The organism is Devosia sp. T2-14 (assembly GCF_055397495.1).
Map to the genome: position 1 here is coordinate 1,546,311 of NZ_AP027921.1, position 23,899 is coordinate 1,570,209.

Here is a 23,899-nt window from a genome sequence, read left to right on the forward strand (position 1 = left end):
TCCTTGCACCCGAACTGCTTGAAGGCCCCGCCATGACGGACATCGTAACGCCCGCCACCGTGTTGATCGTCGATGATGATGCACTGATCAATATCGGCACGGCCGACATGCTGACCGACCTGGGGCATCGCCCGCTCGAGGCCTATTCGGGCCGCGAGGCGCTCGACATTCTCGAACGGGGCGAGGTGGTGGACCTGCTGATCACCGATTATTCCATGCCGGGCATGAACGGACTGGAACTGGCCGAGCGTGCCCGTCAGTTGCGGCCCAGCCTGCCGGTGCTGCTGGTCAGTGGATATGATGAACTGCCCGATGGGCAAACCACCGACATTCCCCGGCTGTCCAAGCCGTTCATCCCAGCGCAGTTGCTCGATTGCCTGCGTGCCGCCTTGGCGCGGGACTGATCAGCGCAGGCCCGCTTGCGCCACTAGCGCAGGCTCGCTTGCGCTATTAGCGCAGGCCGGCTTCCTCGAGCAGGCCCTGCCGCTTGGCATCGTAATAATAGCCGCGCGCATAGTAGCGCATCGCCTGGTCGTCATTGCCGCCGGCGGTGACATAGGCGCCGGCGAGGTAACGCACGGCATAGCGCAGGTTGGTCTCGGCATCGAGCAGGCCCGCCGGGGCGCCGCGATAGCCCATGCCCGAAGCCGTGGCGTGGCTGATCTGCATCAGGCCGTAATAGGGGCCGTTGCGGGCGCCGGCATTGTAATTGCTCTCGCGCACGATGACGCGGCGCACCAGGGCCTCGGGCACTTCATACTGCTGGGCATAATGGGCGATCAGCGGATCGAGCGCGCTGCCGGCATAGCCCAGGGCGCTGGGCGCTTCTGGCACGGCGGCAGCATCAGGCACGTGGCCGTCCGGGGTTGCAGTGGGTTCGGCGATCGCCGCCAGCGCGGCGCTGGCCGGGCCGGGCGCGGGCTTCAGCCCGCTCATCGCGCAGCCCGATACGAACAGGGCCATCAGGGTTGCGCCACCAAGGAGCGCGGCGTTCTTGCCAAGAATAGTCATTGCCATGCGCTCGCTCTAGCAGATTATCCAAGCCGCGCGATAGGCGACAATCGCGGCAGACTGATGGCAATTTGACGTCAAATGCGACCAAAGGGCGTTCCGCGGGATCAATTGTGGCCGCCTTCAGGGGCTTCTGCTGCCCGTTGACAGGCTCGGGGGTGGGTGAAACCGTGGTCCCCGGGCAAGCCTAGTTCTTGCCCTATCGTATCGAGGGACAGCATATCATGACGGGCAAAACGAGCACACTGACACTCCTGGCCGCAGCGGGCCTTGCGCTGGCGGCGACGGCCGCACAGGCCGAAACCAGCACGGATATTACCGTGATGAATGGCGCGCGCGCCGTGCCGGCCACGGTCGTCATGCCCGATGGCGCGGGGCCATTTGCTGCCGTGGTGATGAACCACGGCCATGGCGGCGGCCGCCAGGAGAATGGCGGCTTCGGGCGGATCGCCAAGGCATTGGCCGATCAGGGCATTGCCACCATTCGCATGGACTTCCCCGGCAGCGGCGACAGCACCGAACCCTTCACCGAGGGCTATCTGTCCAACATGATTTCGGATTCCAATGCGAGCCTGGCCCACCTGCTCGCCAATTACCCGGTCGATGCCGGGCGCCTGGGCATTTTCGGCTACAGCATGGGCGGCCGCATCGCCATGACCATCGGCGGCGCCACCGACAATCCCTATCGCGCCATGGCACTGCTGGCGCCATCGGCCGACTGGGGCCAGGAGATGATGGTGAGCTTCCTGGGCGGCCAGGCGGCGTTTGACAGCTTTTACGCCGACGCCGCCGGGCCCAGGGGCCACGCCGAATTTGTCACCCAATGGGGTCAGACCCAGGCGCTGAGCCTCGCCTGGTTTGACGAAATGATCGCCTCCAAGCCCCTTGAGACGATCAGCGCCTACAAGGGCGACATGCTGGTGCTGTTCGGCGACAAGGACGACGTGGTGCGCCCCGGCGTCAGCGAAGCCGTCGCCAAGGCCTATCCCGCAGCCACAGCCATCATGGTGCCCGACGCCGACCACGGCTACGGCTTCTACAGCGACCAGCCCGCCGTCACCGCCAAGGTGGAATCCGAACTGGCCGAGTTTTTTGCCGCGAGCCTGAAGTAGGGCACCCGCGCCTCCCCGCTCATGGGTGGGGAGGCGATGCCGGGGTGCGGGAGCTATCGGGACCCGAAATGACGCACACCCTTTGCCTAGCGTCTGGCGATGTTGTTCCCGGTCGGCGCTGTTTTGGCTCGGTCCAGCGGTGGTAGCCCTGTTCTAGGGGCAGCCGATGTTCTTTGGGGGGCCTATTTGGCCTGAAGGCCGCATACTGGCACGAGCTGTAGCGGTTCTTGCTATCCGCCCACCTGGCTAATGCGCGACGCCGCGCTCAGCTCGGGTCCCTTGCCTTCCAATTTGCGGCGGCAGTGAACAGCGCGGCGTGGCAAGGGGCGGCTTTATCTGGAACTCGGCTCGATTGCCTTCCTGAGCGTCGGGACCGTCGCTGACCGAACGTCCGCGGAGGTTCTCATCACCGGGCACAACTGCAACTTAGCCCGTTGCGCGGATCAACCTCTTTGGTTAGGTTGCGCCCATTCAGCCGGGGCCCCGCCCCGTGTGACGGATGCACCCGTAGCTCAGCTGGATAGAGCGCTGCCCTCCGAAGGCAGAGGCCACACGTTCGAATCGTGTCGGGTGCGCCAATACTTCCCATAAGTTCTTGATGTAATACATTAAGTTTGGGACAGGTTTTGGGACGGCGCTCCCGCGACGAATTCTCTCAGAATCGATTTGTGCCTTTCCAGAGTGTCGACGACCCTTTCGCCACACCGCGAAGGAATTCGACATGCCAACTCTCAAACTCGACGGCGAGCAGTACATTTACGAGCGGATTTCGAACGACGGGCGTTTGACCTCCTACCAGGTCAAGATCCGGCGCAAGGGCTATCCGCCGCACAACGCCTCCTTCGATGATCTCAACGACGCCCGTCGCTTCGTGCGCCAGGTGCTCAGCGACAAGGACCGCGGACACAAAGTGGACCGCCTGATCGGCCACCGCACCAGCATCGGGACGGTCATTGACGACGCCATCACCGCCCTCGAAACCGGCAGGCGCCGCGTCAAGGGCGCCGCCAGCGAACTGTATCGGCTGCGGGCGTTTCGTCGAAACTACGTGACGTTGTGCTCGACGGCGCTGGCGGATGCCACCGAAGACATGTTCGAGGACTGGGTTCACGAGCGTCTGGAAGAGGTCAAACCCAACTCGGTCGGGCGCGACATTCGTCTCCTCAAGCCCCTATTCGAGGTTGCGGCGAGAAAATATGATCTCCGCCGCTCGCCCATGGAGTATGTCACAGCCCCGCGAGCCATCGACGAGCGCATTCGTCGCATTCATGAAGACGAAGAGGCCCTGCTCTTTGCGGAGCTGATCATGGCGGAGGATCCCATCGTCGCACTGGCGGCCGAGTTCGCGCTCGAAACAGGCTGCCGCCGCTCCGAGCAGTTGCGCATCGCCTGGGACGGTTACGACCGGCGGGGCGGCACGGTCTGGTTGGCCGATGCCAAAAATGGTCGCGGCCGGTACATCCTGTTGACGGGACGTGCGGTCAAAATTCTCGAGTCCCTGCCCGGTCGGGCCGAGGGCGGCCAGATATTCAAATGCACCGGCAACCAGTTGAAAAAAGCGCTTGAATATGCGCGCAACAGGGCCGCCAAGCGGGCCGAGGGCATGGGGCGGCCGGACCTGATCTCGGTGGGCACGCTGCGCTGGCACGACTTCCGGCACGAGGCCATCTCGCGCTGCTTTGACGCGGGTTGGACAAGCGAGCAGGTGATGGACTTTTCCGGCCACGTCGACATCAAAAGTCTGTTGCGCTATCGCCACCCCAAAGTTGACCAAAGCGTGGCCCGCCTGCGCGCAATGGAACAGGAACGTGCCGCTGCACCGGTGCTCAGGTCCCTGCCGGCGGCCGGCTTGCTGGAGGCCACACTTGTCAGTGGCCGGGCCCGCACTGAAACCTAATCGGGCCGGCGCAATGCCGACCGGGCTGACGGCGGCAACGACTTGCGACCGAGTCCCGCCAGCGCTGCTTCGGCGGTCGGGCGCGGTTTGGGGAGTGCCCGGCCGCGTCCCCGCTTGAGCGGTGGCGTTTTGTAGTGCCCTTGCGTCGATGCGGGTGCCGCACGGGGGACAATCACCGCCGCCGCAATCCAGTCCTCGATATCCCTCGCCAGGTACAGGGCCTTGTCGGTCGGCTTGTAGAAGCGTGGCCCCAGCCCTTGGGATGCCAGCGCCGCAAGCGTGTGGATGGAAATGGGGTAAAGCGCCGCGACTTGCGCGCGGGTGAGGTAGGCCTGGGTCACGCCAGTCTCAGGTCGAGGCACTGAAGTGTTTTCGGGTTCGGCGGGTTTCTTCGACGTCAAAGTCATGGTTCCTGCGCAGTTGGCCTGCACGATTGACGGTCGCCCGGATATTCCACGTCGGCAAACGTATTCTTGTAGAGGAAATCAAGTTTTGACAGCGAGATAAATAACCGTAGCGGTGCGCCGCCGGTCGAGAGGCTGCCTGGGCCGGCCGCGCGAGCCTGAGCGTCCTGGCCGTAGTTTCGAGGGGGCCGGTGTCGGACTTAACGCGCGAGCGCATCGCCCTTCGGGCGCTGTGGAGCTCCCAATGTCCATCGGCGCGATTTCTGTGAGGCCAGCCGCAAGGCGACGGCTTCCGTCGATTTGATTTTGTCGAACTGGTCCCGATGGGCAAGAACGCGGCTGGCGATCTTAATAACGTCAAGAAATGAAAGCAAAACCTCCTCCATCTTCTCCCCGTCGCGGAGGTTCCGGAGAGCGACATAGGCCACAGCCTCCGCAATTGCGCGATCAACAGCGTGCGTCGACGGTCGGCCTTGTTCACGCATGGCCCTGCGGCGCGTGGCCTGACGCTCTGCGTCCTTTTCCATCCGCTTTCTCAAGCGTTGAGACTTGGTGGTAGGGCGATCTTCGATCATAGGCCTTCTCCAATGGTGCATACATTGGATACGGCCAGCGCTGGCAAGGCACACGCAGAAATATTTCGGCGCCGAGTTGGCCGTGGCCAACCCTGCCTCCCTCCAAGTGGCTCCGGCCGGTTGAAACGTCGCCCTGTCAGGTTGCGCACGACCCAGACATTCGGATCGTACGCCGACGATGGTTTCAGGTTGTTGGGATCTAAAGGTCATGGCGCGGGTTGGCAGGCCAGTTGCGTCAGCGTCATAGCATCCTCAACCAACCTTGTCCGATCGATGCAATCCCTGCGCGCGTCGATGCCAGTTGCTGACCGGTCAGGACACCGTTGAAGGATCCATGTACGCCGAGGTTTGGTCGTTGCGGTGGAGCAGATGATCTGTTGCAGGTCCGCCTCGATTGCAGATGACATCTGAAGGAGTAACGGGGGTGTACTGTGATCAGGATCGGATGACATCTGCACTTTGCTCATCGCGCGGGATCCGGCGAAATGTGCGGAAGCCTCGCACCGCGCCGCTCTTATCCCAGAGGTGCTCCCAACCGGTACAACCTGCTGACGGTATGCGCCCACTTGCGATGGGGAGCAATTACGAGAACCACGCTCGTCGTGCACCAGCCATCATCAATAATCGGATGTCCGCTGACGACACCCACAAGGCGATGGAAGCGTGGCTCCGCAGAGAGGGCCCAGCCCGTGAGCAGCGGTGCCGCTTGAAGTTCAGCTTCCGTCGGCAGACGGCCTTCCTTTATGCGAATGGCCGCTCGAAGCCCCTCGGACACAGTTTCGATGCTGAGCCTGCTCATGCTGTGCTGCCTCGCGGGCTTGCGGTCGCGAGGGCAGCACGCGTGATGCTGCTCGTTTGGCGGGGGCGTGAACCGAGAATGCCAGCGACTTCGGCGCCGGACAGGACCCTGGCGGTGATCAGCTGATCAGCGAGCTCGCAGGCAAGGTTTCGTTCGGCGGCGAGAATCGCTATCGCGCGTTCGAGCAGGTTTTGCAGATCGGCGGCAACGGCATTGACGGTGGCGGCGCCCGGGCGGGCGTTGACCGCAGGCGCGAACAGCAGCGTGTTGCCCATGCCCTGGCGTTCATGAGCAGCAAGCAGCACCCGGGTCGCGGACTCAAGGTCGCTTTCCGCCCCAGCATTGGCGCCGCCCCCAAGGACAATGTCAGCGGCGCGACCGCCGAGCATCACCGTGACCAAATCGCGGACATGATTCAGGTTCGGCACAAGTGTGCCCATGGCGCTGATTGTATGCCCGCCGGAAACGTTATTGGGAATGATGGAGACGGTTTCGACCGTGTGGCCAAGCCGATGCGCCACCAGCGCGTGGCCGACTTCATGCAAAGCGATGGCGCGGATGTCGCTAGGGCGCCGGGTGTCCTTGGGCATCACTTGGGCGAGAATGTCAGAAGACTGCAGCGGGCGCCTGGCCGCCCGCGCGGCAGCTCGAGCGGCCTTGACCCAGCCTTCAATGGCCGCCGGCGTCGCGCCCAGCCCGATCCGGGCCAATGGATCAAGGTCGACCTCAGTGAGGTCCTCGCCAAGATAGAAACGTAGAACGGCGACTAACTCTGCAGTGGTCTGTGGCGGCAACACCGTCACCCGCTGCTGCAGGCGCCCAGGTCGAACAAGGGCGGCATCCAGCCGGTCGAAATAATTGGTCCCGCCGAGCAGCAGGACCTGCTTGCCGGACTTCCGAAGGCGGTCGATCTCGACCAGGAAGAGCGTAACCACCGGCGTCCACCATGTCCTTTCCCGGCTGTCCATCGTCGCGCGATCTGGCAGGCTTTCGATCTCGTCGAGAAAGCCGATGCAGGGTTCGGCAGCGAGAACGCTATCGATGAACTCCTTGAGGTTGCGGGCCACGCCACCGAGCGCCCCGTCTCCATGTGTGAACCATCCGCCGACACTGGTCGGCACAAAGGCCCAGCCAGCCGTGCGGGCGAGGCTCTCGGCGATCAGCGTCTTCCCAACACCCGGCAGGCCCTCGAGCACGCCGAACTCCAGTTGATCGGCCGGCAGGGTGCCCGCCCTAACCGCCGCAAGGTCTGCAAGAGTCTGGTCGGTCCAACCGCGCAATGAAGCGGTCAACGGTAGATCGATCTGGTTTGGCACTGAGGATGCCCGCGGCGGCAGCTTGGGCTTGATCAACGCGCGGGCCAGGTTGTCGGCGCACTCCCGTGCGGCCAAGCCGGGACGAATGGCGCTCAGAATCACCGACACGGGCAGACGGGCCATCTCTGCCGTCACCCCGCGGACGTTTCGCTGGCAGACTCGCCGGATGACCTTGCGCAGGAGTGTGGGTGATAGCGGTGCAATGAGGACGCTCGCGTCGGCGGAGGCCATCACTGCCTCGTCCAGGATGGTGTCGGGGTCTTGAGAGACAAAGACCACGCTGCGACCGCGCTGAAGGTGGCGCAGCGCATCCCCGCCGACGGGGAGATCGACCTTGTTTGCCCGGCTGCGTTCGGTTGCCGTCCTGATAGCGGCCTTGGGGGCGATTTTGGGAAGGGATTCGGCGATCATGTCGACCCAGTCGATGTCGGGAACCCGAACGATGAGGACGCTGGATCCACGCGCGAGCAGTGCGCGGGTCTTGCGGTTCAGCGCCAAGGCAAGAACCTCCTGGGCGAGTGCTTCGGCTGTGGTCCCGGTCGGAGGCGGTACAGTATCAAGTGCAGTGTTGTCGTCATCGTCGGTGTGATCAAGGTTGATCATGGCAAATCAAGCTCCTGACGCTGGAGTCGACCATTGCGGGTCGATCCGCGTTGAGTGGAATCAAAGGAAGAGAGGCCCCGAAGGGCGGTCCAGTGGCCTTAGGCGGCGCTCAGAGGCGCCATCGCTGACTCGCAGCCATCCTGTGGATCGATTGGCTTCCAGGATACGAGGCCCCGGCCCTTGGACCCCGCGCAGAACTGAGCCAGACCGCTGCCGCTGAAAAACACCAGATCGCGGGTGGTCACATAGCTGCGGCCATCCGGTGAAACATCGAGCAGCCCGGTATGCAGCCAGGCGGCGCGCAGAAAGCGGGTGCTGCAATTGGCGCTCGCTACCGTTTCGATGCGCACATCGGACCCTTGCAGCAAAATCCACCGTGTATCCGACTGCCGGGCCGCCAATGCGACCATACCCGCACCGAAATTCAGCTCGAGAATATCGCCCACCGGCGGCTCATTGAATGGACGGATCGGTGCGGCGCGGCGGGGTTCTTGACGCGGTCCGGCCAACACGTTGCGCGCGGGTCCCTCGACGAACATTACTCCATTGTGGCGCAGGGCGAGACAGGCGCCGCCCAGGAAGGCCTCCAGCTCGCTATAGCGCTGCATGTCAACATTGGCCCCGTCAGGCAAGCCATTGATGTGTGTGGGCTCGCGACCTGCGGCAACACGGGACCACAGCATGCGCTCGATGGCCTTCGCATCCTCTTCTGTCAGGCTGCCGTTGGCGTCGGTGATGACAGCGATAGTTTCGATGTCGCCGATCGGCTGTTGCCCCGCGGCGACGCGCAGACCGACATCGCTGCCGGTGCCGACATAGGCGCCTTTGGCGCTCAGCAGCACATAGACACCGGGACGACGCAGTTCGCTCATGCGGGCAAAGGCGCGCCGCGCCGAGCCCCGGCCGACCACAACGTTCGGCGAGAACGGATTGGCTTCGAGGCGATCAATTCCAGCAGGAATGGTGCAATGAGACGAGACAGAACGGTTGGCATGTCGGGAAGCGAATTCGGAGGGCATAGTGGTGCCCGCGCCGCCGGGCAGGGCCGATGAGGTACCTGTTTTGCCCTGCGGGTCCGGTTCGGGATTGGCACGACGGACGATGGTATTTCCGTCAAGAACGCCATTGACGTCGAGGACAAGAATATTGAGTTCAACCATGACCTGGATGGCGCCGACCGGATCCGGATGGCCGGGCAGTTCGTCGACAATGTCGGCGACGCTGGCCGTGCCGGTTTGGTCAACAATGCCCAGGATTTGCACCTGGACCGACGCTGTCACCAAGACGTGCTGGACCAGCCCGCTAATGAGCGCGGGCGGTTCGTGCTGGAGAGATGTCGGATAGGACTTGCCCGGCACGCTGGTGCCGGTAGAAGGGTTATTAGCCATGTCGCCTCTGTGACTGCAGGGGTTGCATGGTCAGGTCGACAGCGGGTTTGCAGACTCGCTGTCGGCCGCTCATTTGCAGAGAGCGGGTCCGACCATATCGGCCCGATTCGGCACCGACATCACCAAGATGAGAATCCAGACGCCGACTTCAACCCCGTCCTCGATTGCATGGTTAATGTAGGGTAAATGTCAGCGCCATGGTTGTAGCGCCTTGACCGGTGTCGCGCTGCAAGATAGCGAAGCCCACTTCTGGCCGTGCCCGTCCGGAGCAAAAGTCTCCAGACCGGTACCTCCAAAGCCTTGGTCAGGCGGGAGATGTTATCGATCGACACATTGCGATTCGATCGCTCCACGTCGCTAAGATATCGCACCACTTTTCCCGGCTTCATCCATGACACCGCCGTGCGTATTGAAGGATGGTGAGCGCCGTGGCATTGAGCGAGCATGATCAAGCCCGCTTACCGCTCTGACATTGATGGACTGCGCGCAGTCGCAGTTTTGGCGGTAATTGCGTACCACTACGGCGCTGCATGGTTACCTGGGGGCTTCACTGGTGTCGATGTTTTCTTCGTCATCTCGGGTTTCGTAATCACCCGGAAGCTTGCATCGGACTTTGAATTTCACCAATTCAGTTTCCGAGCCTTTTATGCGGCCCGCATTCGTCGAATCGCGCCGGCACTTGTAACAGTGGTCGCTGCAACGCTGTGTGTCGCCTGGTTCATATTGTTTCCTGGGGAGTACGCCTCGCTCGGAGAGTCTGCGGCCTTTGCCGCAATCGGCTTAGCGAATGTATTTTTTTACGCAAACACTGGCTATTTCGACATCGCGGCGGATAGCCAACCCCTTCTGCACACTTGGTCGTTGGGTGTTGAGGAGCAGTTCTATCTCGTTTGGCCCCTGTTGATATGGGGCGTTGTTCGAGTCTGGGGGATCAAAGCCCTGCCGCGGCTGCTCTTCGTCCTGGTTCCGGTCTGTTTCGCTTTCTCTGTTTGGCAGACCAGTGCAAACAGCACTGCTAGCTTCTACTTGCCCGCTTCGCGAGCCTGGGAGCTTGCACTCGGTGGGTTAACGGCGTTCGTCAGACCCATCCACAAGCGATATGTCGGCCACCTCATCTCCTTCGCGGGGGTCGGACTAGTCGCTACTAGTTTGCTTTTTGTACGGTCAGGGCAGGTCTTTCCCGGGACTGGGGCAGTACCAGCCGCTGTTGGTGCTGCACTAATCCTAGCTCGCTCAGATCAGCGCACAGCTCTATCTTGGCGGCCGCTCGCTGCCGTTGGACTAATCTCCTATAGCCTCTACCTTTGGCATTGGCCGGTATTGGTGCTCTATCGGGAGTTCTCTCCTTGGCTCGCGTTAAGTGGAATAGAGTCCGCCGGTCTCTGCGCCGCTACGATTGTTCTTTCTTGCGCAAGTTATCTACTCATCGAACAACCAATCCGCAGGGGCGATATCTGGCGCTCGGCAAGTCTTGGGCTGGTAGGAATGGTGATTGTCGTCCTCATCGGAACGATTGTGTCGAGCACTAACGGAGTGCCGGCTCGCCTACCGAAGTCTGCCCGGACACTCGCCGCGGCAGTCAACGACTCCAGCCCGTTTCGGGCCGCCTGTCATCGAACTTTCGAGTTTAACCCTCCACTCGAAGAGAGTTGCTTGTTCGGTGACCCCGCTGCTTCGCCAGACGCAGTCGTCTGGGGGGATAGCCACGGTGTTGAGTTATCGGAAGCGTTCTCGCCATGGATGGCCGCTGCCGGGCGCTCCCTCCTGCAACTAACTTACTCGTCCTGCCCGCCTGCACAGGACCTGGAATCCCCTCTCCAGATGGGGTGCCAGCAGTTTGGCCAATCAGTGCTAGCGTACTTGATTGACCACCCAGGCCTGCGGTACATCTATCTATCGACCTACTACGACCTGTATTCTGATCAGGCCCCCGTGCTCTGGACCGGTCTGCGCAATACAATCGAACAGCTTTCCGCTGCTGGCAAGATAATCACCATCGTCGCGCCAATTCCAAGTCCCGGCTACTCCGTGCCCCAGGCCGCCGCTAGGCGGTCAATGCTCAGCCCAGACGCCAGCCTGACTATGCCTCGAAACACGCACGTCCGGCATGTGCGCGAAGTCGCCAGCCAAATTGCGCGTCTCGAAGCTGAGTTTCCTCAGCTCGAAGTACTTGATCCCGCTGAAGCACTATGCGGAGTGGAATGCCAATTCGTCGCGGAAGGGCACCCTTTATTGTTCGACGACAACCACCTTAGCAGACATGGCGCCGCGATAGTGGCCGAGTACTACTGGGCAAATGGGGGGCAGAAATAGTTCGAAACGACGCCCTTTGCAATTTGCCCAAGCGCGCTGTTGTGAAGTCTAATGTGCCGCCGATGCCGGGTGCGCATCCCGTTCCTGTCGAAGTAAAGTTCCAATGGTGACGGCGAAAGTCGCGGCGTTCATTGCGATGAACATCATCAGGAAGAGGCTCATGCTCCCAAACAAGACAGAGAGGAAGGTGGCCGCGGCCGCAACGGTCGAAACAACGATCGGCCGCACGGAATAGAGCGTGGCTACTGGAAATGCGGCCAGGGTGGTGACCAGCATGCCGGTGCTTAGTGCCGTTGCCCAGAGTGGGGTGTCAGCAGACAAAAAAATCACTCCGCGGATGAAGTACAGGACGCCCGCGATACCCAGCCCTAAAACCAAAAAGACACAGGCCACCTTCACGAATGAGGCGGTTTTGAACTCGCCCGAGCGAATCCCTCTCAGTATTACTTCGTAGCGAAATGGGAAGACCTTGCTGACGACCTTCATTCCAGAGACGATGATCCGAAACTCTCCAGCTGCGATCAGACCAAAGCTGCTGGCGACGAATAGGGGCATCAAAGTGAGCGTGAGGTCCTCGTATGTACGGGACAAAAGAAATCGCACTGGATGCCCGCCCAGAGCCGGCGCAGCAGACGTCAGAGGCATGCGCCCACTCTTTATTGCCGCGCGCAACAGATAGGATCCCGCTACGAGGCTTGCCCCGATTATCATCAGCAGCGGTATCGAAAACGGCGGCGCAACAACAATGAGTCCAACACCCAGTACAGCCGCATAAACCCCGAAGGTGATGAACTCAGCTGCCACGTTGACGCGGACAAAGGATACACTCTCCCGGGTGTAAACTAGGGCTGATCCCGCGCTGCGATAGATCAATGCGGCGCCGAGAACGACAGACCAAGCAGCAGCGCTGACGTCGATGAGCCAGTAGTATGTAAGTGCGGTGACCAGCAGCGCTGTTGCTGCCAGCCCGACGTAGGACGCCCAAAACGACCGTCCGCCAGCCCCCTTAGTCAGGTTAAGAACAGCGTAGGCTTCAACAGCGCTCTGGAAAAACGCAGGCACGGCGAATAGGGTCGCATACCTCCCGTATTCCTCGGCTCCGATGATCAACGGCACAGCAAACGCTGTGAGTACCATATTGCAGATCTGCGACGCGTTGATCGCGTAAGTAGCGAGCGCGAGCTTACGCATCTGCCTCGACCGGCGCTTGATCTTCGCGCCCTTGTTGGGCTCGCCAAGAGTGGAGCCAGACCGCTAGCGCGATGCCTAGGTAGCCGCCCCAGTATACGTATTGGTCCGCCATACAGGCCAAATAAATGGCAAGAAGGCCTGCCGAGGATACGTAAAGCCCTCGATCTCGTTTGAAGAGTGTCCAGAGGGCCAACAATCCCGGCAGCAAAAATAGGATCACGCCCAATGCGCCGTTGCGAAGCCACAAGGCGAAGATTGAGTTATGAATTGAGTGCTCGCGTACGCCGTGCCCCGTAAGTGCACCGGTATTCTCGAATGTGGCGCCAAACCCCTTCCCCAATAGGAGGCTCAGAGGTTGGTCAACTAACTCGTCCCAAACCAACACGGACTCCACGTAGCGCTGATCTACGGCGCTTCCCTCGAGTTCCTTGTCCGGAAGCGCACCAAGTATCTGGCCCTCACCGCCGCGGATGATCTCGACAGCATCGCCAATGCCCCAAGTCACAAGCCCGAAGCGGGACAGAGTCGCCTGAATGGGCTGCGCAAACAGAACGACCACGGCCGCCAAGATTACCAAGATTTCAAGTGCTCTCCAGGCGGCGCCTCGACCACGTAGTGCCCAGAACCACCCCGCGGCCATGCTTAGACCGGCAACCAACATGTTCATACGGAACTGCGAGGCACCAACGCCTGCAGCCAGCACCAGTGGCTGCCACGGCACATGGAACTTCTGGGCTCCGCTTGTGAAATAGAGGGTCAGGCCCAGTGCAATACCGTAGTGAATATCAGGCGGTATACTGACCTTGCTCCCTCCGGACCAGGCAAATAGACCAAGAATGACCAAGGAGGTCACCACAGCGCCAGCCACCATGATCTGGAAGACTGTTGTCCGAAAGCGCGGGGACAAGCGAAGTAACTCACGTGTTAGCAGGAAGTAGGAGAATACCGCTGCGAGTCCTAATGCATCGGCAAAATAGTAAAATGTCGATGCCCCAGTTCCGAACAAAAAAGGTGTCGCCAGACTGATCGCGAAAACAGCGACCATGAGCAGCGCCAGCTTGGACTGGAGCAAAGCAAAACAGCTCCTAACTCCAAGGGTACTCACTGCAACAAGCAGGTAGATCAAGGGCGCGAACTTCATTGCGTAGACCAGCGAGGCACTGGAAGTGCCCCCTGAGGTAACCCAGACATAACCATGCATTAGCAGGAGAAGTGGATTCAGCAGCACAAATGGAACCGCCAATCCCCATAACAGACGGTGACCGCCCTTTGCTGACGCGCCTCCTTGTGCTGCGTGGTAGCTCATTTTGCCCCTCCTTGTAAGGGCGACCTATCGCACGCGAGACGTGTTTGTTCTACGTCGCTGGTCATATGGCTACCAGATTTTTTCAGTGCAATGTCGTCGCAGCGCAAGCTGCCGCCGCACGGTCCCACTGCGGAATGCAAATTCAGTTTCAGATAACACCCTATTATTTTGTGCTCAGCTAAGGTAGTCGGCTGTCGTGTGCGAACTCATAAGAGACAACGTGAAATGACCGAAAAGCTAGTAGCGCTTGTCTTGAGCCTTTTGCTGTTCGGCTTTGCCTATGGCTTAAAACGGAGGACAAAGAGTTGGACCAACCCTGGCGTTGTGTTCGCCTTATTTTGGTTCGTCATGACCTTCGTTCCCCTGTTGGCTGTTCCCGAGGCGGCGGTGGCGCCGTGGGGGATGGCATTCATCGTGGCTGCGGCCGTTGCGTTCGGGATGCCGTCTCTGTTCATTGATTGGGCTTGCGCTAACGCTGCTTGCAATTCGCGCCTCGGGCCGAAACCGGAAGCCAGCAACCTCCTGTTTGTGGCTTTCGTCTGCCTTCAACTTGGCGCGTTAGCTTGCCTTTTGATCAATCTGCACCTTCAAGGCATAAGTCCGCTGGCCGTATTTACGGATTTGATGGAGACTGCGGCCCGTTACCTAACCGCCCGATACAACCATCAGATTGTAGCAAATCCATTCAGCCAACTCGGCGTGATGGCTAACTATGTTGGTGTGGCGATTGGGGGCTTCCTTGTTAGCAGGAGATCTTTACGCCGAAATGTTCTAGTTTACCTCCTTGCATTCACGCCTTCATTTGCTCATGTTCTCATTTACTCGGACAAGGGGACGATTTTTTTGAGCGCCGCGTATTTCTTCGGCGCTATTATTGCCAGGCGCGTCCGCTGGGGTGAAACGGATTTGATCAATCGTCGCACGCTGACTTGGACCGCCGTCGCGTTGTGCATCCTATTACCGCTTATGGCGATTGCGATGTTGGTGCGCGGGTTAGGTGCTTGGACACATGACGAGGTGATAGGGCAAGTGATTTATCACCTCCGATCCTATGCGTTTGCGCACGTGTATGCATTCTCGGACTGGTTCTGTCACATAGTCACGGGTAGGTCGGTGATGACTTACACCGACCCCGAAGGGCTGACGTGGGGCTACTGGACCTTCATGTCTGTGGGGCAGCGTATCTGGCCCGGTTACGTCCTGCCGGACGGGTATTTTAGCGAGTATTTTGCGGTTTCAGGCATTATTCAGTCTAACATCTATACGATGTTCCGGGGGCTGATTTACGACTTCGGCGTCTGGGGTGCCCTCGTATTTATGGCTTCATTTGGATGGTTGTCGGCATTCTTCTACCGGCAGATGTTGAGCCGTGCGGGTGCCCCATTTGCTGAAGCGTACTACATTTTTCTCGCCGGCTATATCTACACCTCTTACATTATTAGCCTGACAATTTGGACGAGCGCTCTGGCGGCGTTCGTGGGGGTCTACATTGTTTTGAAAGTCGATGAGTTCTACCTCACCTGTGTCCGTCGAAAGACAGGAGATGGGACCGTGTCGCCGAATAACCGCTTGGCCTTCCGAGCGGTTGAGGCCCTTCATGCATCTCGACCTGTACGGCCGCCTGCCGCAAGGAGGGTAAGAGACGGCTCCAGCGGCCCGGAAGTCAAAGGGCGAGCGTTTTGGATTGTTTCCTTACAGTTGGCCGAGAACTGAGAGCAAATACGCGCCGTACGCGTTTTTCTTCATTCCCAACCCCAGGCGTTCGAGTTGGACACTGTCAATGTAGCCCATTCGGAAGGCGATCTCCTCTGGGCAGGCGATCTTGAAGCCCTGGCGCTTTTCCAGCGTAGCGACGAATTGAGCAGCCTCAAGCAAACTGTCGGGTGTGCCGGTGTCGAGCCAAGCGTAGCCGCGTCCTAATAGTTCAACAGAGAGCTGGCCCTTTTCAAGGTAAGCGCGATTGATGTCTGTGACCTCCAACTCACCGCGCGCCGACGGCTTCAAGTTTGCAGCGATATCCACCACTTGCCGGTCATAAAAGTAGAGACCAGTGACCGCCCAGTTTGACCGCGGATTCGCCGGCTTTTCTTCTATACTCAGCGCCCGCATCTGATCATCGAAATCAACCACGCCATAGCGTTCTGGATCGCTGACGTGATAGGCGAACACCGTCCCCCCGCTCATGCGATCCACGCCTCGACGCATGATCGCCGGCAAGCCGTGACCGTAGAATATGTTGTCACCCAGAACGAGCGCGGAGGGGCCATCCGCAATGAAGTCTGCACCAATGATGAAGGCCTCCGCTAGACCGTTAGGTTGCGGCTGGCTGGCGTAGGTTAGTGTCAGCCCCCATTGCGAACCGTCGCCCAGCAAACGCTTGAAGCCATCGGCTTCATGGGGGGTAGTAATGATCAGGATGTCCTTAATCCCCGCCAGCATCAGCGTGGTCAGCGGATAATAGATCATCGGCTTGTCATAGACGGGCACCAGCTGCTTTGAGACCGCAAGGGTCATTGGGTGCAATCTGGTACCTGTGCCGCCGGCGAGAATGAGACCTTTCATGATCGCTGATCCTCCCAGCTAAAGAGTTTGACCTTCATTGGTTACCGCCAATTACGCGCCGAATGGTCTCGTGCGTTGACCGCTGCCAAGCAGGCATCGAAACGCCGTGCAAAGATCGCAGCTTTGTGGTGTCGAGCCGGGAGTTGGCCGGGCGCTTTGCAGCAGTCGGAAACTCCGCCGTCGATATCTTCGTCACATCGGCGCTTGGTCCGCCAAATGCTGCCGAATGGGTGAATATTTCTGTGGCGAAATCGGCCCAACTGGCGTCGCCAGTGCCCACCCCATGAAAGATGCCCCGAAGATCCGCATCGCCAGGCCGCGCAATAAGATTGCTTGCGACGGCGATCACGGCGTTGCCGATGTCGATCGCGGAGGTGGGATTGCCGCACTGGTCTGCAACCACCCGCAACGCTGAACGCGTCATCGCTAGTTTCAGCATGGTGTTCAGAAAATTGTTGCCGAAGGGAGAGTAGACCCAGGCCGTGCGCAAGATGGCGTGATTGTCGGTGGCCGCTGCAACAGCCTGTTCGCCGCGGAGCTTGGTGGCGCCGTATACGCCGAGTGGGTTGGTCTGGTCCGTTTCGGTATAGGCACCGGCTTTGCCACCGTCGAAGACGTAGTCGGTCGATAGGTGGATAATAGGAATACCGAGCTCCGCCGCGAGATTAGCCAGTACTGCTACCCCAGTGACATTAACCCGCTCAGCCATTTCAACGTCGCTTTCGGCTTTGTCCACGGCGGTATAGGCAGCTGCCGAGACAATCGCGTCAGGCTTTGTTGCGGTCAACAGCGACCATCCTAGTTCTGGGTTGGCCAGATCGAACTCCGGCCTGCCGATGGTCAGCACATCAATGCCTTGAGCTGCGCCGGCCTCCTGCAGAGCAGTCGAAACCTGTCCTGATTTTCCGGTGACTAACAGCCTCATTCGGTGGCCTTGCCAGCGCTTGCTGCAACGTCCAGCACACCCAGGCGGTCACCTGCATAGCTTTGGCGCAGCGGTTGCCACCACCAGCCATTGGCAAGATACCAATCGACAGTCTTGGCTATGCCAGTTTCGAACGTCTCCTGTGCACGCCAACCCAACTCGTTTTCCAACTTGCTCGCATCGATGGCATAGCGCGCATCGTGCCCGGGGCGATCGGCAACAAAGCTGATCAGTTCCTCTCGTGGTCGCAGGGTAGGGTGGCGCTGGTCGAGAATGGTGCAAATCCGTCGGACGACGTCGATGTTGCGGACCTCGTTGTGCCCCCCAACATTGTAGGTCTCCCCTATGCGGCCCCGCTCAGCGATTAGATCCAGGGCGCGCGCGTGATCATCCACATACAGCCAATCGCGAATGTTGGTGCCCTGACCGTAGACCGGCAAGGGCTTCTCATCGAGCGCATTGAGAATAGTCAGCGGGATGAGCTTTTCTGGAAAGTGAAACGGCCCGTAATTGTTCGAGCAATTGGAAACAATGATGGGTAAGTCGTAGGTGCGCGCCCACGCCTTGGCCAAATGGTCCGATGCCGCCTTGGATGCGGAATAGGGCGAGCTGGGATCGTAAGGCGTTTCTTCTGAAAACAGGCCGAATTCGCCGAGAGACCCATAGACCTCATCGGTAGAGACATGAAGAAAGCGGAAGCGCACCTGCTCATCACTTTTGAGGCCAGCATAGTAGGCCCGCGCCGCCTCGAGCAGCGTAAACGTGCCCATGACATTGGTACGCAGGAAGTCTTCCGCGCCCGTGATGGAGCGATCAACGTGGCTTTCCGCCGCCAAGTGCATGACTCGGTCAGGTCGGAAGGCCCGAAATGCCTCCGTCATCGCCCTTGCGTCACAGATGTCTGCCTGAAGGAACGCGTAGTTTGCCTTGCCTTCCACGGGCTTCAGCGATTGCAAGTTACCAGCATAGGTCAGCTTGTCGACATTGAGAACCTGGTAGCCCTTATCAAGCGAGAGATGTCGCACGACCGCAGAGCCGATAAACCCTGCTCCGCCAGTGACCAGGACACGCATGTCAGCTCTCCTCGCTATGGTCGAAATAATCCGGCAGTGCGCTCAGTGATGGCTGGTTCGCATCTTTGGGCGACAGTAGCACTGGGTTAGCGACATCGGGCCAGGCTACACCAATCTCAGCGTCATCCCAGCGCACGCCCTTGTCGGCGTCCTTGTTGTAGTAGGACGTAACTCGATAGCTAACCAGACAGTTCGGCACGAGCGTGCAGAAACCGTGCAGAAAGCCTGCTGGGACCCAAAGTTGGTTGCCGTCCGCGGCGGTGAGCGTGACTGCGGTCCACTTGCCGTAGTCGGCTGACCCCTTCCTGATATCGACGGCGACATCAAAGATCGAACCTGAAAGGCAACGAACCAGCTTTCCCTGCGCCGAAGGGGGCGACTGAAAGTGCAGTCCCCGCACCACCCCCGCAGCGGCGCTAAGGGACTGGTTCTCCTGCACAAAACTGACCTTGGCCACGTTCGCCGCAAACCAATCCTCGCGAAACGTCTCCGAAAAATAGCCGCGAGAGTCGCTGCTCCTCTTAGGAGTAACAACTAGAACGTCTCGCAAATCAGTCTGTTGCAATCTCACTTTGGGCTCATGGCTTAGTCGTTGTGTGCCGTTCTCTGACAGGCAGAAAAGCCTTGCGACAACAATCGGAGAAATGGAAAAGCAAAGGTTCTTCATTGCCGAAAAAGCAGCAAGGAGAGCTAACTCTTTACCGGAAATGACAGATTCTTTCGCGAAACGGAAGAGTGGAGAATGTCCCCCTAAGAAATCGGCGGGCGTACGGCGACAGAATTGCTCCGATTAGTTTCATGGCTTGGAGGTTATGCGTTTGAGGACGGAAATCGGACAGGTCGTTATCGAATTTGATTTTGCACTTCTCCGCTCCGATGATTTGCTGTGGGCCTGCTGACATCGCTCGCAAGCGGAGACCCGGTGGTGGCAATGCGTTGAGGGCCCGGGTTGACGCATCCGGTCGTCGGAACCTGTCGGGTTGGTCCGAAGCCAATGCGTTAATTACAGGGTGTGTGCACCGTCGATGTGGTCTACCTACGGGGCGCAGTAACTGTCGCCCGCCGGTCGGTGTGGCGGTCATCTTCGTTCTGAGCGGCGGTTTTGGGAAGCCGCAAGAGGAGTTCCGATGCAGACTACAGCCAACATTGACTCGCGGGGGCCAGGCCAGTTGGCCGTCATCGGCGCTGGTGGACACGGTGGTGTCGTCGCCGACGCGGCAGAACTCCTAGGCTGGACTGTCGCATTCTTCGACGATCACGCCCAGGGTGCCATTGCCGGGTGGCCGCTAGTGGGAACGGTTTCGGATCTGTTAGATGCGCCGCAGCGTGTCGATGGCGCTATCGTGGCCATCGGCAACAACCGTGTGCGGCTGGATCTGACTCGGCGGCTGATCGCGGCCGGGGTATTTGTAACCACCATCGTGCATCCTTCCGCCACCGTTAGTCTCCGCGCTAGGCTTGGCGGGGGTACGTTCGTTGCGGCTGCAGCGGTGGTCAACTTGGGTGCCAGCCTAGGTCTTGCAACCATCGTAAATACCGGCGCGTCGGTGGATCACGACTGCCTACTCGCCGATGGAGTGCATCTGTCACCCGGCGTGCATCTGTCTGGCACTGTCGCCATTGGGGAACGGACTTGGCTCGGCACGGGCAGCAGCGTGCGAAATAACTTGGTCATCGGCCGCGACGCTATCGTCGGAGTGGGATCGGCGGTGGTCGCGGACATTCCCGATGGCGTTGTGGTGCAGGGCGTACCGGCTCGCGTTGTGCGCGAAAATCCTGCGCTGCTCTGATCAGGGCTCGTCCTTGCTTCCTTCGAACTTGGACATTGTGGCTTCCCCAGTCGCGTTGATCCCGTCACGCGCCACCACCTTCCTGACCGTTAGGAACAGTATCTTTAGGTCGAGCCAGAATGAGCGATTATCAACATACCAGGTGTCGAGCCGGAATTTTTCTTCCCAACTGATGGCGTTGCGCCCATTTACCTGTGCCCAGCCAGTAATGCCTGGCCGTAGGTCATGGCGGCGCGCTTGCTCGGACGTAAAGAGTGGCAAATACTCCATTAGGAGTGGTCGCGGACCAACTAGGCTCATGTCGCCGCGCAATACGTTCCACAATTCGGGCAATTCATCGAGACTTAGGGCGCGAAGGCGGGCGCCGAATGGGGGCAGCCGCTCGGCATCGGGCAGGGGCCTTCCACTGGCATCAACGGCATCCCGCATGGTGCGGAACTTGATCATCTCGAACGGTTTGCCCTTGTGTCCTGGCCGCGTCTGGCGAAACAGCACTGGTCTGCCCAGCTTGCGCTGAACCTGCCATGCCAGAATTGCGATAACCGGCGAAAGCACCAACAGCGCAATAGCAGCCACGACAATGTCGAACGCGCGTTTGATCATTTGCCCGTGCCCTCGACCCAGTCCACCCAGCGGTCGGCCAACTTGTGCCGGTCGAACTGGTCGCGGGCCAATTCAAGTGCCCGCGCCCCCATGAGCTTGAGGGCCGGGCGGTCCGATGCGGCCGCTTCCAGGGCGTCGGCAAAAGCGCTGGGTTCGCGTGGCGCCACTGCAAAGCCGCATCGATGTGTCGTGATCATCTCAGCCAGCCAACCGGGATAGTTATTGAGCACCGGTTTTCCGGCGGCAACATAGTCGAAGAACTTGTTTGGCGAGGTGCCGTAGTAGAAGGCGGGCACGTCGGCCAACACCTGCAGCCCCAGATCGGCGCGCGCCATCAACTGTGCCAACCGAGATTTACCGACAGGCTCGAGGAAGATCACGGCCTCGATGTTTTCACGTCGCACACGCTCGACAAGGGCTGGCTTGAGCTTGCCATTTCCGATCAGCGCGATCTTGATGTCGGTGCGCCCGCGCGCCTTGAGTTCTGACGCGGCATCCAGAACTGCATCGAGCCCGTTGGCCATGCCATGGGTTCCAGCAAAAAGCGCGACCAGATCGTTTGGTGAGATTCCCTCTGGCGTCCACGGCTCGACGTCTGCAGCAAATATCTCAAGATCGCAGCCATTTGGCACGAGGGCGATGCGCTCGCGGTCGATGCCCCGACTGGCAATGCCCTCGACAATGCCCGGAGACAGGCCGATCAATCGATGAGCGGAGTGATAGCTGATCCATTCCAAGGTCCCGAGCGCCCACAGCATCGCCGGATTGCTAATGACGCCCATCGCTCGAGGCAACTCGGGCCAGAGGTCGCGCACTTCGAATACGAAGGGCTTGCCGCGAAGCCATCGTGCAAAAATGCCCGGAATGCCGGCCGTCAGCGGCGTCGTCGTAGCAAAGACGAGATCGTATCTTTCGGTGAGGGCAAGGCCAATGCTGCGGAGAGCGAATTTCGCGAAAGTCCAGCTGCGCTTGAGCAAGCCGTCGCTATTGGCATAGCCAAGGTCGAGCTCGATGACATCGATGCCATTGACCATGCCGCGGCGCATACCCTTGACGAAGGGCTGATCGAGCCCGGTCTTGCCAGCGCTGTAGGAGCCGCAGACCATAGTCACCTGATGCCCGCGTGCCACCAGCCGCCGCGCCATCTCGTAGGAGCGGATGCCGGCGCTGCCAGCAGGCGTCGAAAAATGCTGATGAAAATAGAGTACCTTCACTGCGTCCAACTCACCTGTGTCGCGATCGTGCCGGGCTTGCCAAAATGTACTTCCAGCACCGGTACTGGGGTCTCAGCGAGGTAATGGCGGGATTCGCTGCCCTCGACCAGCCGAAGCGTCAGCGGAATGTTGCCACTGATGTGCAGACTGCCTAGTGCCGAGCGCGCACCATCAGCTGTAATTTCCCAGTCGCCTGGTGCTAGGCGCCAGCGCAGGCAAGCGCTGGTGAACGGGCCGGATGCGACATCAGAAACCTCGAGGCGATTGCCCTGTGGCATCCACACTCGCCTAGCATGCCTAACCCCGCGTCCGTCGCGATAGGCCGCGGCCATCGCCCCTGCTTGCCGATCGATCATCACATCCTCGACTTTGAGCCAATCGGCAAAAAGAAACCGGCCAATACGGGGCATCTGGTTGCGCCCGTCGAACTGGATGGTGTTGTGTCCTTCGGTGCCGGAGAACCTGTCCAGCACCTCGCCGGGCGCGTTGTAGGTGAAGGTGCCGCCATCGCGCAGCAGGTTGAGCCCTCCCACCCACAGATCGAGGTGCAGCGCATCGGCGTGGCTCGGACGGAATCGGAAGCGCGGGTAGCGCAGGATCGCACGGGCATGTGCCGCGACCAGCACACCATAGCCGCCCTTGTCCAGCAATTGGCTCCTTACCGGCGCCGCGATGGTTGCCGGCGGGGTGGCGGCCAGCCATTGGCAATACTGATTCCAATCGCCAACCCCGGCATAGGCTTGCGCATGGGCAAACAGCGCGCTGGCCAATTGAACCGACGGACGAAAATCGCGATAGGGCGTCGTGCCGAGCGGCAAAAGGCGCGCGCCGTCATTGGCGCCCAGATTGGCGGCGTCGCCGTTCTCAGCGGATACCATCGTGCGTAACCAAGCGGCAGCGGCGGCAGCGCGTTCACGCAACGTCAGTGTGAAGTCGGCAAGATCAAGCCGCCGACGCCATACTTCAGCAAGCGATAGTGTGTCGAGCATCAGGCGGTGGTAATTGGTCGAATACTGGCTGAACGAGCCGTCCGTTTCCACCAGGGTGAGCACTCGTTCTTCCAACATGCGCCTGCCAGTTTCGGCCCAGCCTGTTCCCTCTCCGTCGCCCAGGTGGCTGAGCCAGCTGCCGCCTATAAAGAGTGCCGCAGCTTCTGACGTGCCGTGATTGTTGTCCTGTGCTCGGGCATAGCTCCTCGTTGGTGCGATGCGCCGGATGTGCAGTTTTATCAGTGGTGCGAGGCCGGGGCCCACAGCACTTGGCCCACCGATTACCAAGGCGGCAAGCGCCAGGTGCATCACGCGGATCGAGGCCTCCTGTCCACATTTCCAGTTTGGACCGAAATAGGGTGGGTTGGTCGCAGTCCAGTCAGTTAGCCAAGCTTCGAGCCGAGACAGGGATGCGGCGTCGCCGGCCCGGGCGCGCTGGGCGAAGACCACGGCCCAATCCATGCGGGAGGCTTCCCAGACGGTCTTGATATCGCCCAAATGCGGATTGAAGTCGGGGATCGTCCACCACGGGAGCTGCGGATCGGCGACGCATTCTCCATTGAATGGATTGGCGAACCAGTCGGGTATGCCGGACGGGAGAGGAATACTGTGGTGGCCGAAATAGGTACCCTTGTCCTGCCAGTCGGTCGAGGCGGGGGCCGGCTCGCCTGTGGTCTTGGGTGCGGCAAAAAATGGCCCTCGCGGCTGCGAAGCCGCGAGGCGTCTGATTGCGCTATTGGGATTGCGTAGAGCAAGTCGGTAGAGCGCGACACGCAGCACATTTGCTGGCCCGAGCGCCAGGATGGTCCGCATTTTGCTCAGGCGACC

The 23,899-nt window shown here is 60.1% G+C and carries 20 protein-coding genes, 1 tRNA gene and 1 pseudogene; 7 read left to right on the plus strand and 15 right to left on the minus strand.

Annotated elements, in window-relative coordinates:
* Window positions 1-32 precede the first annotated feature (32 nt).
* Window positions 33-404: a response regulator gene (locus ACZ5WT_RS07690; protein ID WP_464286785.1), complete on the plus strand. Its 372-nt coding sequence runs from the start codon at window positions 33-35 to the stop codon at window positions 402-404.
* Between the two features lie 46 nt (window positions 405-450).
* Here ACZ5WT_RS07690 and ACZ5WT_RS07695 read toward each other — a convergent pair.
* Window positions 451-939: pseudogene (locus ACZ5WT_RS07695) on the minus strand (transglycosylase SLT domain-containing protein); the annotation flags it as partial.
* A gap of 296 nt (window positions 940-1,235) precedes the next feature.
* On the opposite strand from ACZ5WT_RS07695, the gene ACZ5WT_RS07700 reads away from it, so the two are divergent.
* The 3 genes from ACZ5WT_RS07700 to ACZ5WT_RS07710 all read left to right on the plus strand — a co-directional run bounded on the left by ACZ5WT_RS07700 (window position 1,236) and on the right by ACZ5WT_RS07710 (window position 4,020).
* Window positions 1,236-2,123 (plus strand): alpha/beta hydrolase family protein, encoded by an 888-nt coding sequence (locus tag ACZ5WT_RS07700; RefSeq protein ID WP_464286786.1) that lies wholly within the window; start codon window positions 1,236-1,238, stop codon window positions 2,121-2,123.
* A 501-nt stretch (window positions 2,124-2,624) separates the two neighbouring features.
* Window positions 2,625-2,701: transfer RNA gene (locus ACZ5WT_RS07705), tRNA-Arg, on the plus strand.
* Between the two features lie 143 nt (window positions 2,702-2,844).
* Window positions 2,845-4,020: a tyrosine-type recombinase/integrase gene (locus tag ACZ5WT_RS07710; RefSeq protein ID WP_464286787.1), complete on the plus strand. Its 1,176-nt coding sequence runs from the start codon at window positions 2,845-2,847 to the stop codon at window positions 4,018-4,020.
* On the opposite strand, the gene ACZ5WT_RS07715 is transcribed toward ACZ5WT_RS07710, so the two are convergent.
* The 5 genes from ACZ5WT_RS07715 to ACZ5WT_RS07735 all read right to left on the minus strand — a co-directional run bounded on the left by ACZ5WT_RS07715 (window position 4,017) and on the right by ACZ5WT_RS07735 (window position 9,105).
* The gene (locus ACZ5WT_RS07715; protein ID WP_464286788.1) at window positions 4,017-4,361 is read right to left on the minus strand and encodes a helix-turn-helix transcriptional regulator; all 345 of its coding nucleotides are present in this window, start codon (window positions 4,359-4,361) and stop codon (window positions 4,017-4,019) included. The genes ACZ5WT_RS07710 and ACZ5WT_RS07715 overlap by 4 nt on opposite strands.
* A 263-nt stretch (window positions 4,362-4,624) precedes the next feature.
* Window positions 4,625-4,999, minus strand: a complete 375-nt coding sequence (locus ACZ5WT_RS07720; protein ID WP_464286789.1) for a hypothetical protein — start codon at window positions 4,997-4,999, stop codon at window positions 4,625-4,627.
* A gap of 514 nt (window positions 5,000-5,513) precedes the next feature.
* Window positions 5,514-5,798, minus strand: coding sequence for a DUF6634 family protein (locus ACZ5WT_RS07725; protein WP_464286790.1), 285 nt, complete (start codon window positions 5,796-5,798; stop codon window positions 5,514-5,516).
* Window positions 5,795-7,717: an AAA family ATPase gene (locus tag ACZ5WT_RS07730; protein WP_464286791.1), complete on the minus strand. Its 1,923-nt coding sequence runs from the start codon at window positions 7,715-7,717 to the stop codon at window positions 5,795-5,797. The genes ACZ5WT_RS07725 and ACZ5WT_RS07730 overlap by 4 nt, the downstream gene beginning before the upstream one ends.
* A 98-nt stretch (window positions 7,718-7,815) precedes the next feature.
* The gene (locus tag ACZ5WT_RS07735) at window positions 7,816-9,105 is read right to left on the minus strand and encodes a hypothetical protein (RefSeq protein WP_464286792.1); all 1,290 of its coding nucleotides are present in this window, start codon (window positions 9,103-9,105) and stop codon (window positions 7,816-7,818) included.
* A 444-nt stretch (window positions 9,106-9,549) separates the two neighbouring features.
* Between ACZ5WT_RS07735 and ACZ5WT_RS07740 the strand changes: the two genes are divergently transcribed.
* The gene (locus ACZ5WT_RS07740; RefSeq protein ID WP_464286793.1) at window positions 9,550-11,418 is read left to right on the plus strand and encodes an acyltransferase family protein; all 1,869 of its coding nucleotides are present in this window, start codon (window positions 9,550-9,552) and stop codon (window positions 11,416-11,418) included.
* Window positions 11,419-11,466: 48 nt separating this feature from the next.
* Here the strand turns inward: ACZ5WT_RS07740 and ACZ5WT_RS07745 are convergent, their stop codons facing one another.
* Together ACZ5WT_RS07745 and ACZ5WT_RS07750 are read right to left on the minus strand one after the other, a co-directional pair.
* Complete coding sequence (locus ACZ5WT_RS07745) at window positions 11,467-12,609, minus strand: hypothetical protein (protein ID WP_464286794.1); 1,143 nt, start codon at window positions 12,607-12,609, stop codon at window positions 11,467-11,469.
* Complete coding sequence (locus ACZ5WT_RS07750) at window positions 12,602-13,915, minus strand: hypothetical protein (RefSeq protein WP_464286795.1); 1,314 nt, start codon at window positions 13,913-13,915, stop codon at window positions 12,602-12,604. The genes ACZ5WT_RS07745 and ACZ5WT_RS07750 overlap by 8 nt, the downstream gene beginning before the upstream one ends.
* Window positions 13,916-14,140: 225 nt before the next feature.
* Here ACZ5WT_RS07750 and ACZ5WT_RS07755 point away from each other — a divergent pair, with 225 nt between their 5' ends.
* Window positions 14,141-15,628: an O-antigen polymerase gene (locus ACZ5WT_RS07755; protein ID WP_464286796.1), complete on the plus strand. Its 1,488-nt coding sequence runs from the start codon at window positions 14,141-14,143 to the stop codon at window positions 15,626-15,628.
* On the opposite strand, the gene rfbA is transcribed toward ACZ5WT_RS07755, so the two are convergent.
* Genes rfbA through rfbC form a run of 4 tightly spaced genes read right to left on the minus strand, consistent with a single transcriptional unit; the run spans window position 15,608 to window position 19,046 of the window.
* Window positions 15,608-16,477 (minus strand): glucose-1-phosphate thymidylyltransferase RfbA, encoded by an 870-nt coding sequence (gene rfbA / locus ACZ5WT_RS07760; RefSeq protein WP_464286797.1) that lies wholly within the window; start codon window positions 16,475-16,477, stop codon window positions 15,608-15,610. The genes ACZ5WT_RS07755 and rfbA overlap by 21 nt on opposite strands.
* A gap of 34 nt (window positions 16,478-16,511) precedes the next feature.
* Entirely contained in the window at window positions 16,512-17,402 is an 891-nt protein-coding gene (gene rfbD / locus ACZ5WT_RS07765) for a dTDP-4-dehydrorhamnose reductase (RefSeq protein ID WP_464286798.1), read from the minus strand.
* Complete coding sequence (gene rfbB / locus ACZ5WT_RS07770) at window positions 17,399-18,475, minus strand: dTDP-glucose 4,6-dehydratase (RefSeq protein WP_464286799.1); 1,077 nt, start codon at window positions 18,473-18,475, stop codon at window positions 17,399-17,401. The genes rfbD and rfbB overlap by 4 nt, the downstream gene beginning before the upstream one ends.
* A gap of 1 nt (window position 18,476) precedes the next feature.
* On the minus strand, window positions 18,477-19,046 hold the full coding sequence (gene rfbC, locus ACZ5WT_RS07775) for a dTDP-4-dehydrorhamnose 3,5-epimerase (RefSeq protein ID WP_464286800.1): 570 nt from the start codon (window positions 19,044-19,046) through the stop codon (window positions 18,477-18,479).
* A 556-nt stretch (window positions 19,047-19,602) separates the two neighbouring features.
* Between rfbC and ACZ5WT_RS07780 the strand changes: the two genes are divergently transcribed.
* Window positions 19,603-20,265: a NeuD/PglB/VioB family sugar acetyltransferase gene (locus tag ACZ5WT_RS07780; protein ID WP_464286801.1), complete on the plus strand. Its 663-nt coding sequence runs from the start codon at window positions 19,603-19,605 to the stop codon at window positions 20,263-20,265.
* On the opposite strand, the gene ACZ5WT_RS07785 is transcribed toward ACZ5WT_RS07780, so the two are convergent.
* The 3 genes from ACZ5WT_RS07785 to ACZ5WT_RS07795 are packed head-to-tail and all read right to left on the minus strand — an operon-like array spanning window position 20,266 to window position 23,884.
* Window positions 20,266-20,868, minus strand: a complete 603-nt coding sequence (locus ACZ5WT_RS07785) for a sugar transferase (RefSeq protein ID WP_464286802.1) — start codon at window positions 20,866-20,868, stop codon at window positions 20,266-20,268. It abuts the gene before it with no gap.
* On the minus strand, window positions 20,865-22,082 hold the full coding sequence (locus tag ACZ5WT_RS07790; RefSeq protein ID WP_464286803.1) for a glycosyltransferase family 4 protein: 1,218 nt from the start codon (window positions 22,080-22,082) through the stop codon (window positions 20,865-20,867). The genes ACZ5WT_RS07785 and ACZ5WT_RS07790 overlap by 4 nt, the downstream gene beginning before the upstream one ends.
* Entirely contained in the window at window positions 22,079-23,884 is a 1,806-nt protein-coding gene (locus ACZ5WT_RS07795; protein ID WP_464286804.1) for a heparinase II/III family protein, read from the minus strand. The genes ACZ5WT_RS07790 and ACZ5WT_RS07795 overlap by 4 nt, the downstream gene beginning before the upstream one ends.
* Between the last annotated feature and the right edge of the window lie 15 nt (window positions 23,885-23,899).

What these genes read in the sequence shown, in the direction of transcription:
- ACZ5WT_RS07690 (WP_464286785.1), top strand. Translation starts at nt 33, where the DNA reads ATGACGGACATCGTAACGCCCGCCACCGTGTTGATCGTCGATGATGAT.
- ACZ5WT_RS07700 (WP_464286786.1), top strand. Translation starts at nt 1,236, where the DNA reads ATGACGGGCAAAACGAGCACACTGACACTCCTGGCCGCAGCGGGCCTT.
- ACZ5WT_RS07710 (WP_464286787.1), top strand. Translation starts at nt 2,845, where the DNA reads ATGCCAACTCTCAAACTCGACGGCGAGCAGTACATTTACGAGCGGATT.
- ACZ5WT_RS07720 (WP_464286789.1), bottom strand. Translation starts at nt 4,999, where the DNA reads ATGATCGAAGATCGCCCTACCACCAAGTCTCAACGCTTGAGAAAGCGG.
- ACZ5WT_RS07725 (WP_464286790.1), bottom strand. Translation starts at nt 5,798, where the DNA reads ATGAGCAGGCTCAGCATCGAAACTGTGTCCGAGGGGCTTCGAGCGGCC.
- ACZ5WT_RS07730 (WP_464286791.1), bottom strand. Translation starts at nt 7,717, where the DNA reads ATGATCAACCTTGATCACACCGACGATGACGACAACACTGCACTTGAT.
- ACZ5WT_RS07735 (WP_464286792.1), bottom strand. Translation starts at nt 9,105, where the DNA reads ATGGCTAATAACCCTTCTACCGGCACCAGCGTGCCGGGCAAGTCCTAT.
- ACZ5WT_RS07740 (WP_464286793.1), top strand. Translation starts at nt 9,550, where the DNA reads ATGATCAAGCCCGCTTACCGCTCTGACATTGATGGACTGCGCGCAGTC.
- ACZ5WT_RS07745 (WP_464286794.1), bottom strand. Translation starts at nt 12,609, where the DNA reads ATGCGTAAGCTCGCGCTCGCTACTTACGCGATCAACGCGTCGCAGATC.
- ACZ5WT_RS07750 (WP_464286795.1), bottom strand. Translation starts at nt 13,915, where the DNA reads ATGAGCTACCACGCAGCACAAGGAGGCGCGTCAGCAAAGGGCGGTCAC.
- ACZ5WT_RS07755 (WP_464286796.1), top strand. Translation starts at nt 14,141, where the DNA reads ATGACCGAAAAGCTAGTAGCGCTTGTCTTGAGCCTTTTGCTGTTCGGC.
- rfbA (WP_464286797.1), bottom strand. Translation starts at nt 16,477, where the DNA reads ATGAAAGGTCTCATTCTCGCCGGCGGCACAGGTACCAGATTGCACCCA.
- rfbD (WP_464286798.1), bottom strand. Translation starts at nt 17,402, where the DNA reads ATGAGGCTGTTAGTCACCGGAAAATCAGGACAGGTTTCGACTGCTCTG.
- rfbB (WP_464286799.1), bottom strand. Translation starts at nt 18,475, where the DNA reads ATGCGTGTCCTGGTCACTGGCGGAGCAGGGTTTATCGGCTCTGCGGTC.
- ACZ5WT_RS07780 (WP_464286801.1), top strand. Translation starts at nt 19,603, where the DNA reads ATGCAGACTACAGCCAACATTGACTCGCGGGGGCCAGGCCAGTTGGCC.
- ACZ5WT_RS07785 (WP_464286802.1), bottom strand. Translation starts at nt 20,868, where the DNA reads ATGATCAAACGCGCGTTCGACATTGTCGTGGCTGCTATTGCGCTGTTG.
- ACZ5WT_RS07795 (WP_464286804.1), bottom strand. Translation starts at nt 23,884, where the DNA reads ATGCGGACCATCCTGGCGCTCGGGCCAGCAAATGTGCTGCGTGTCGCG.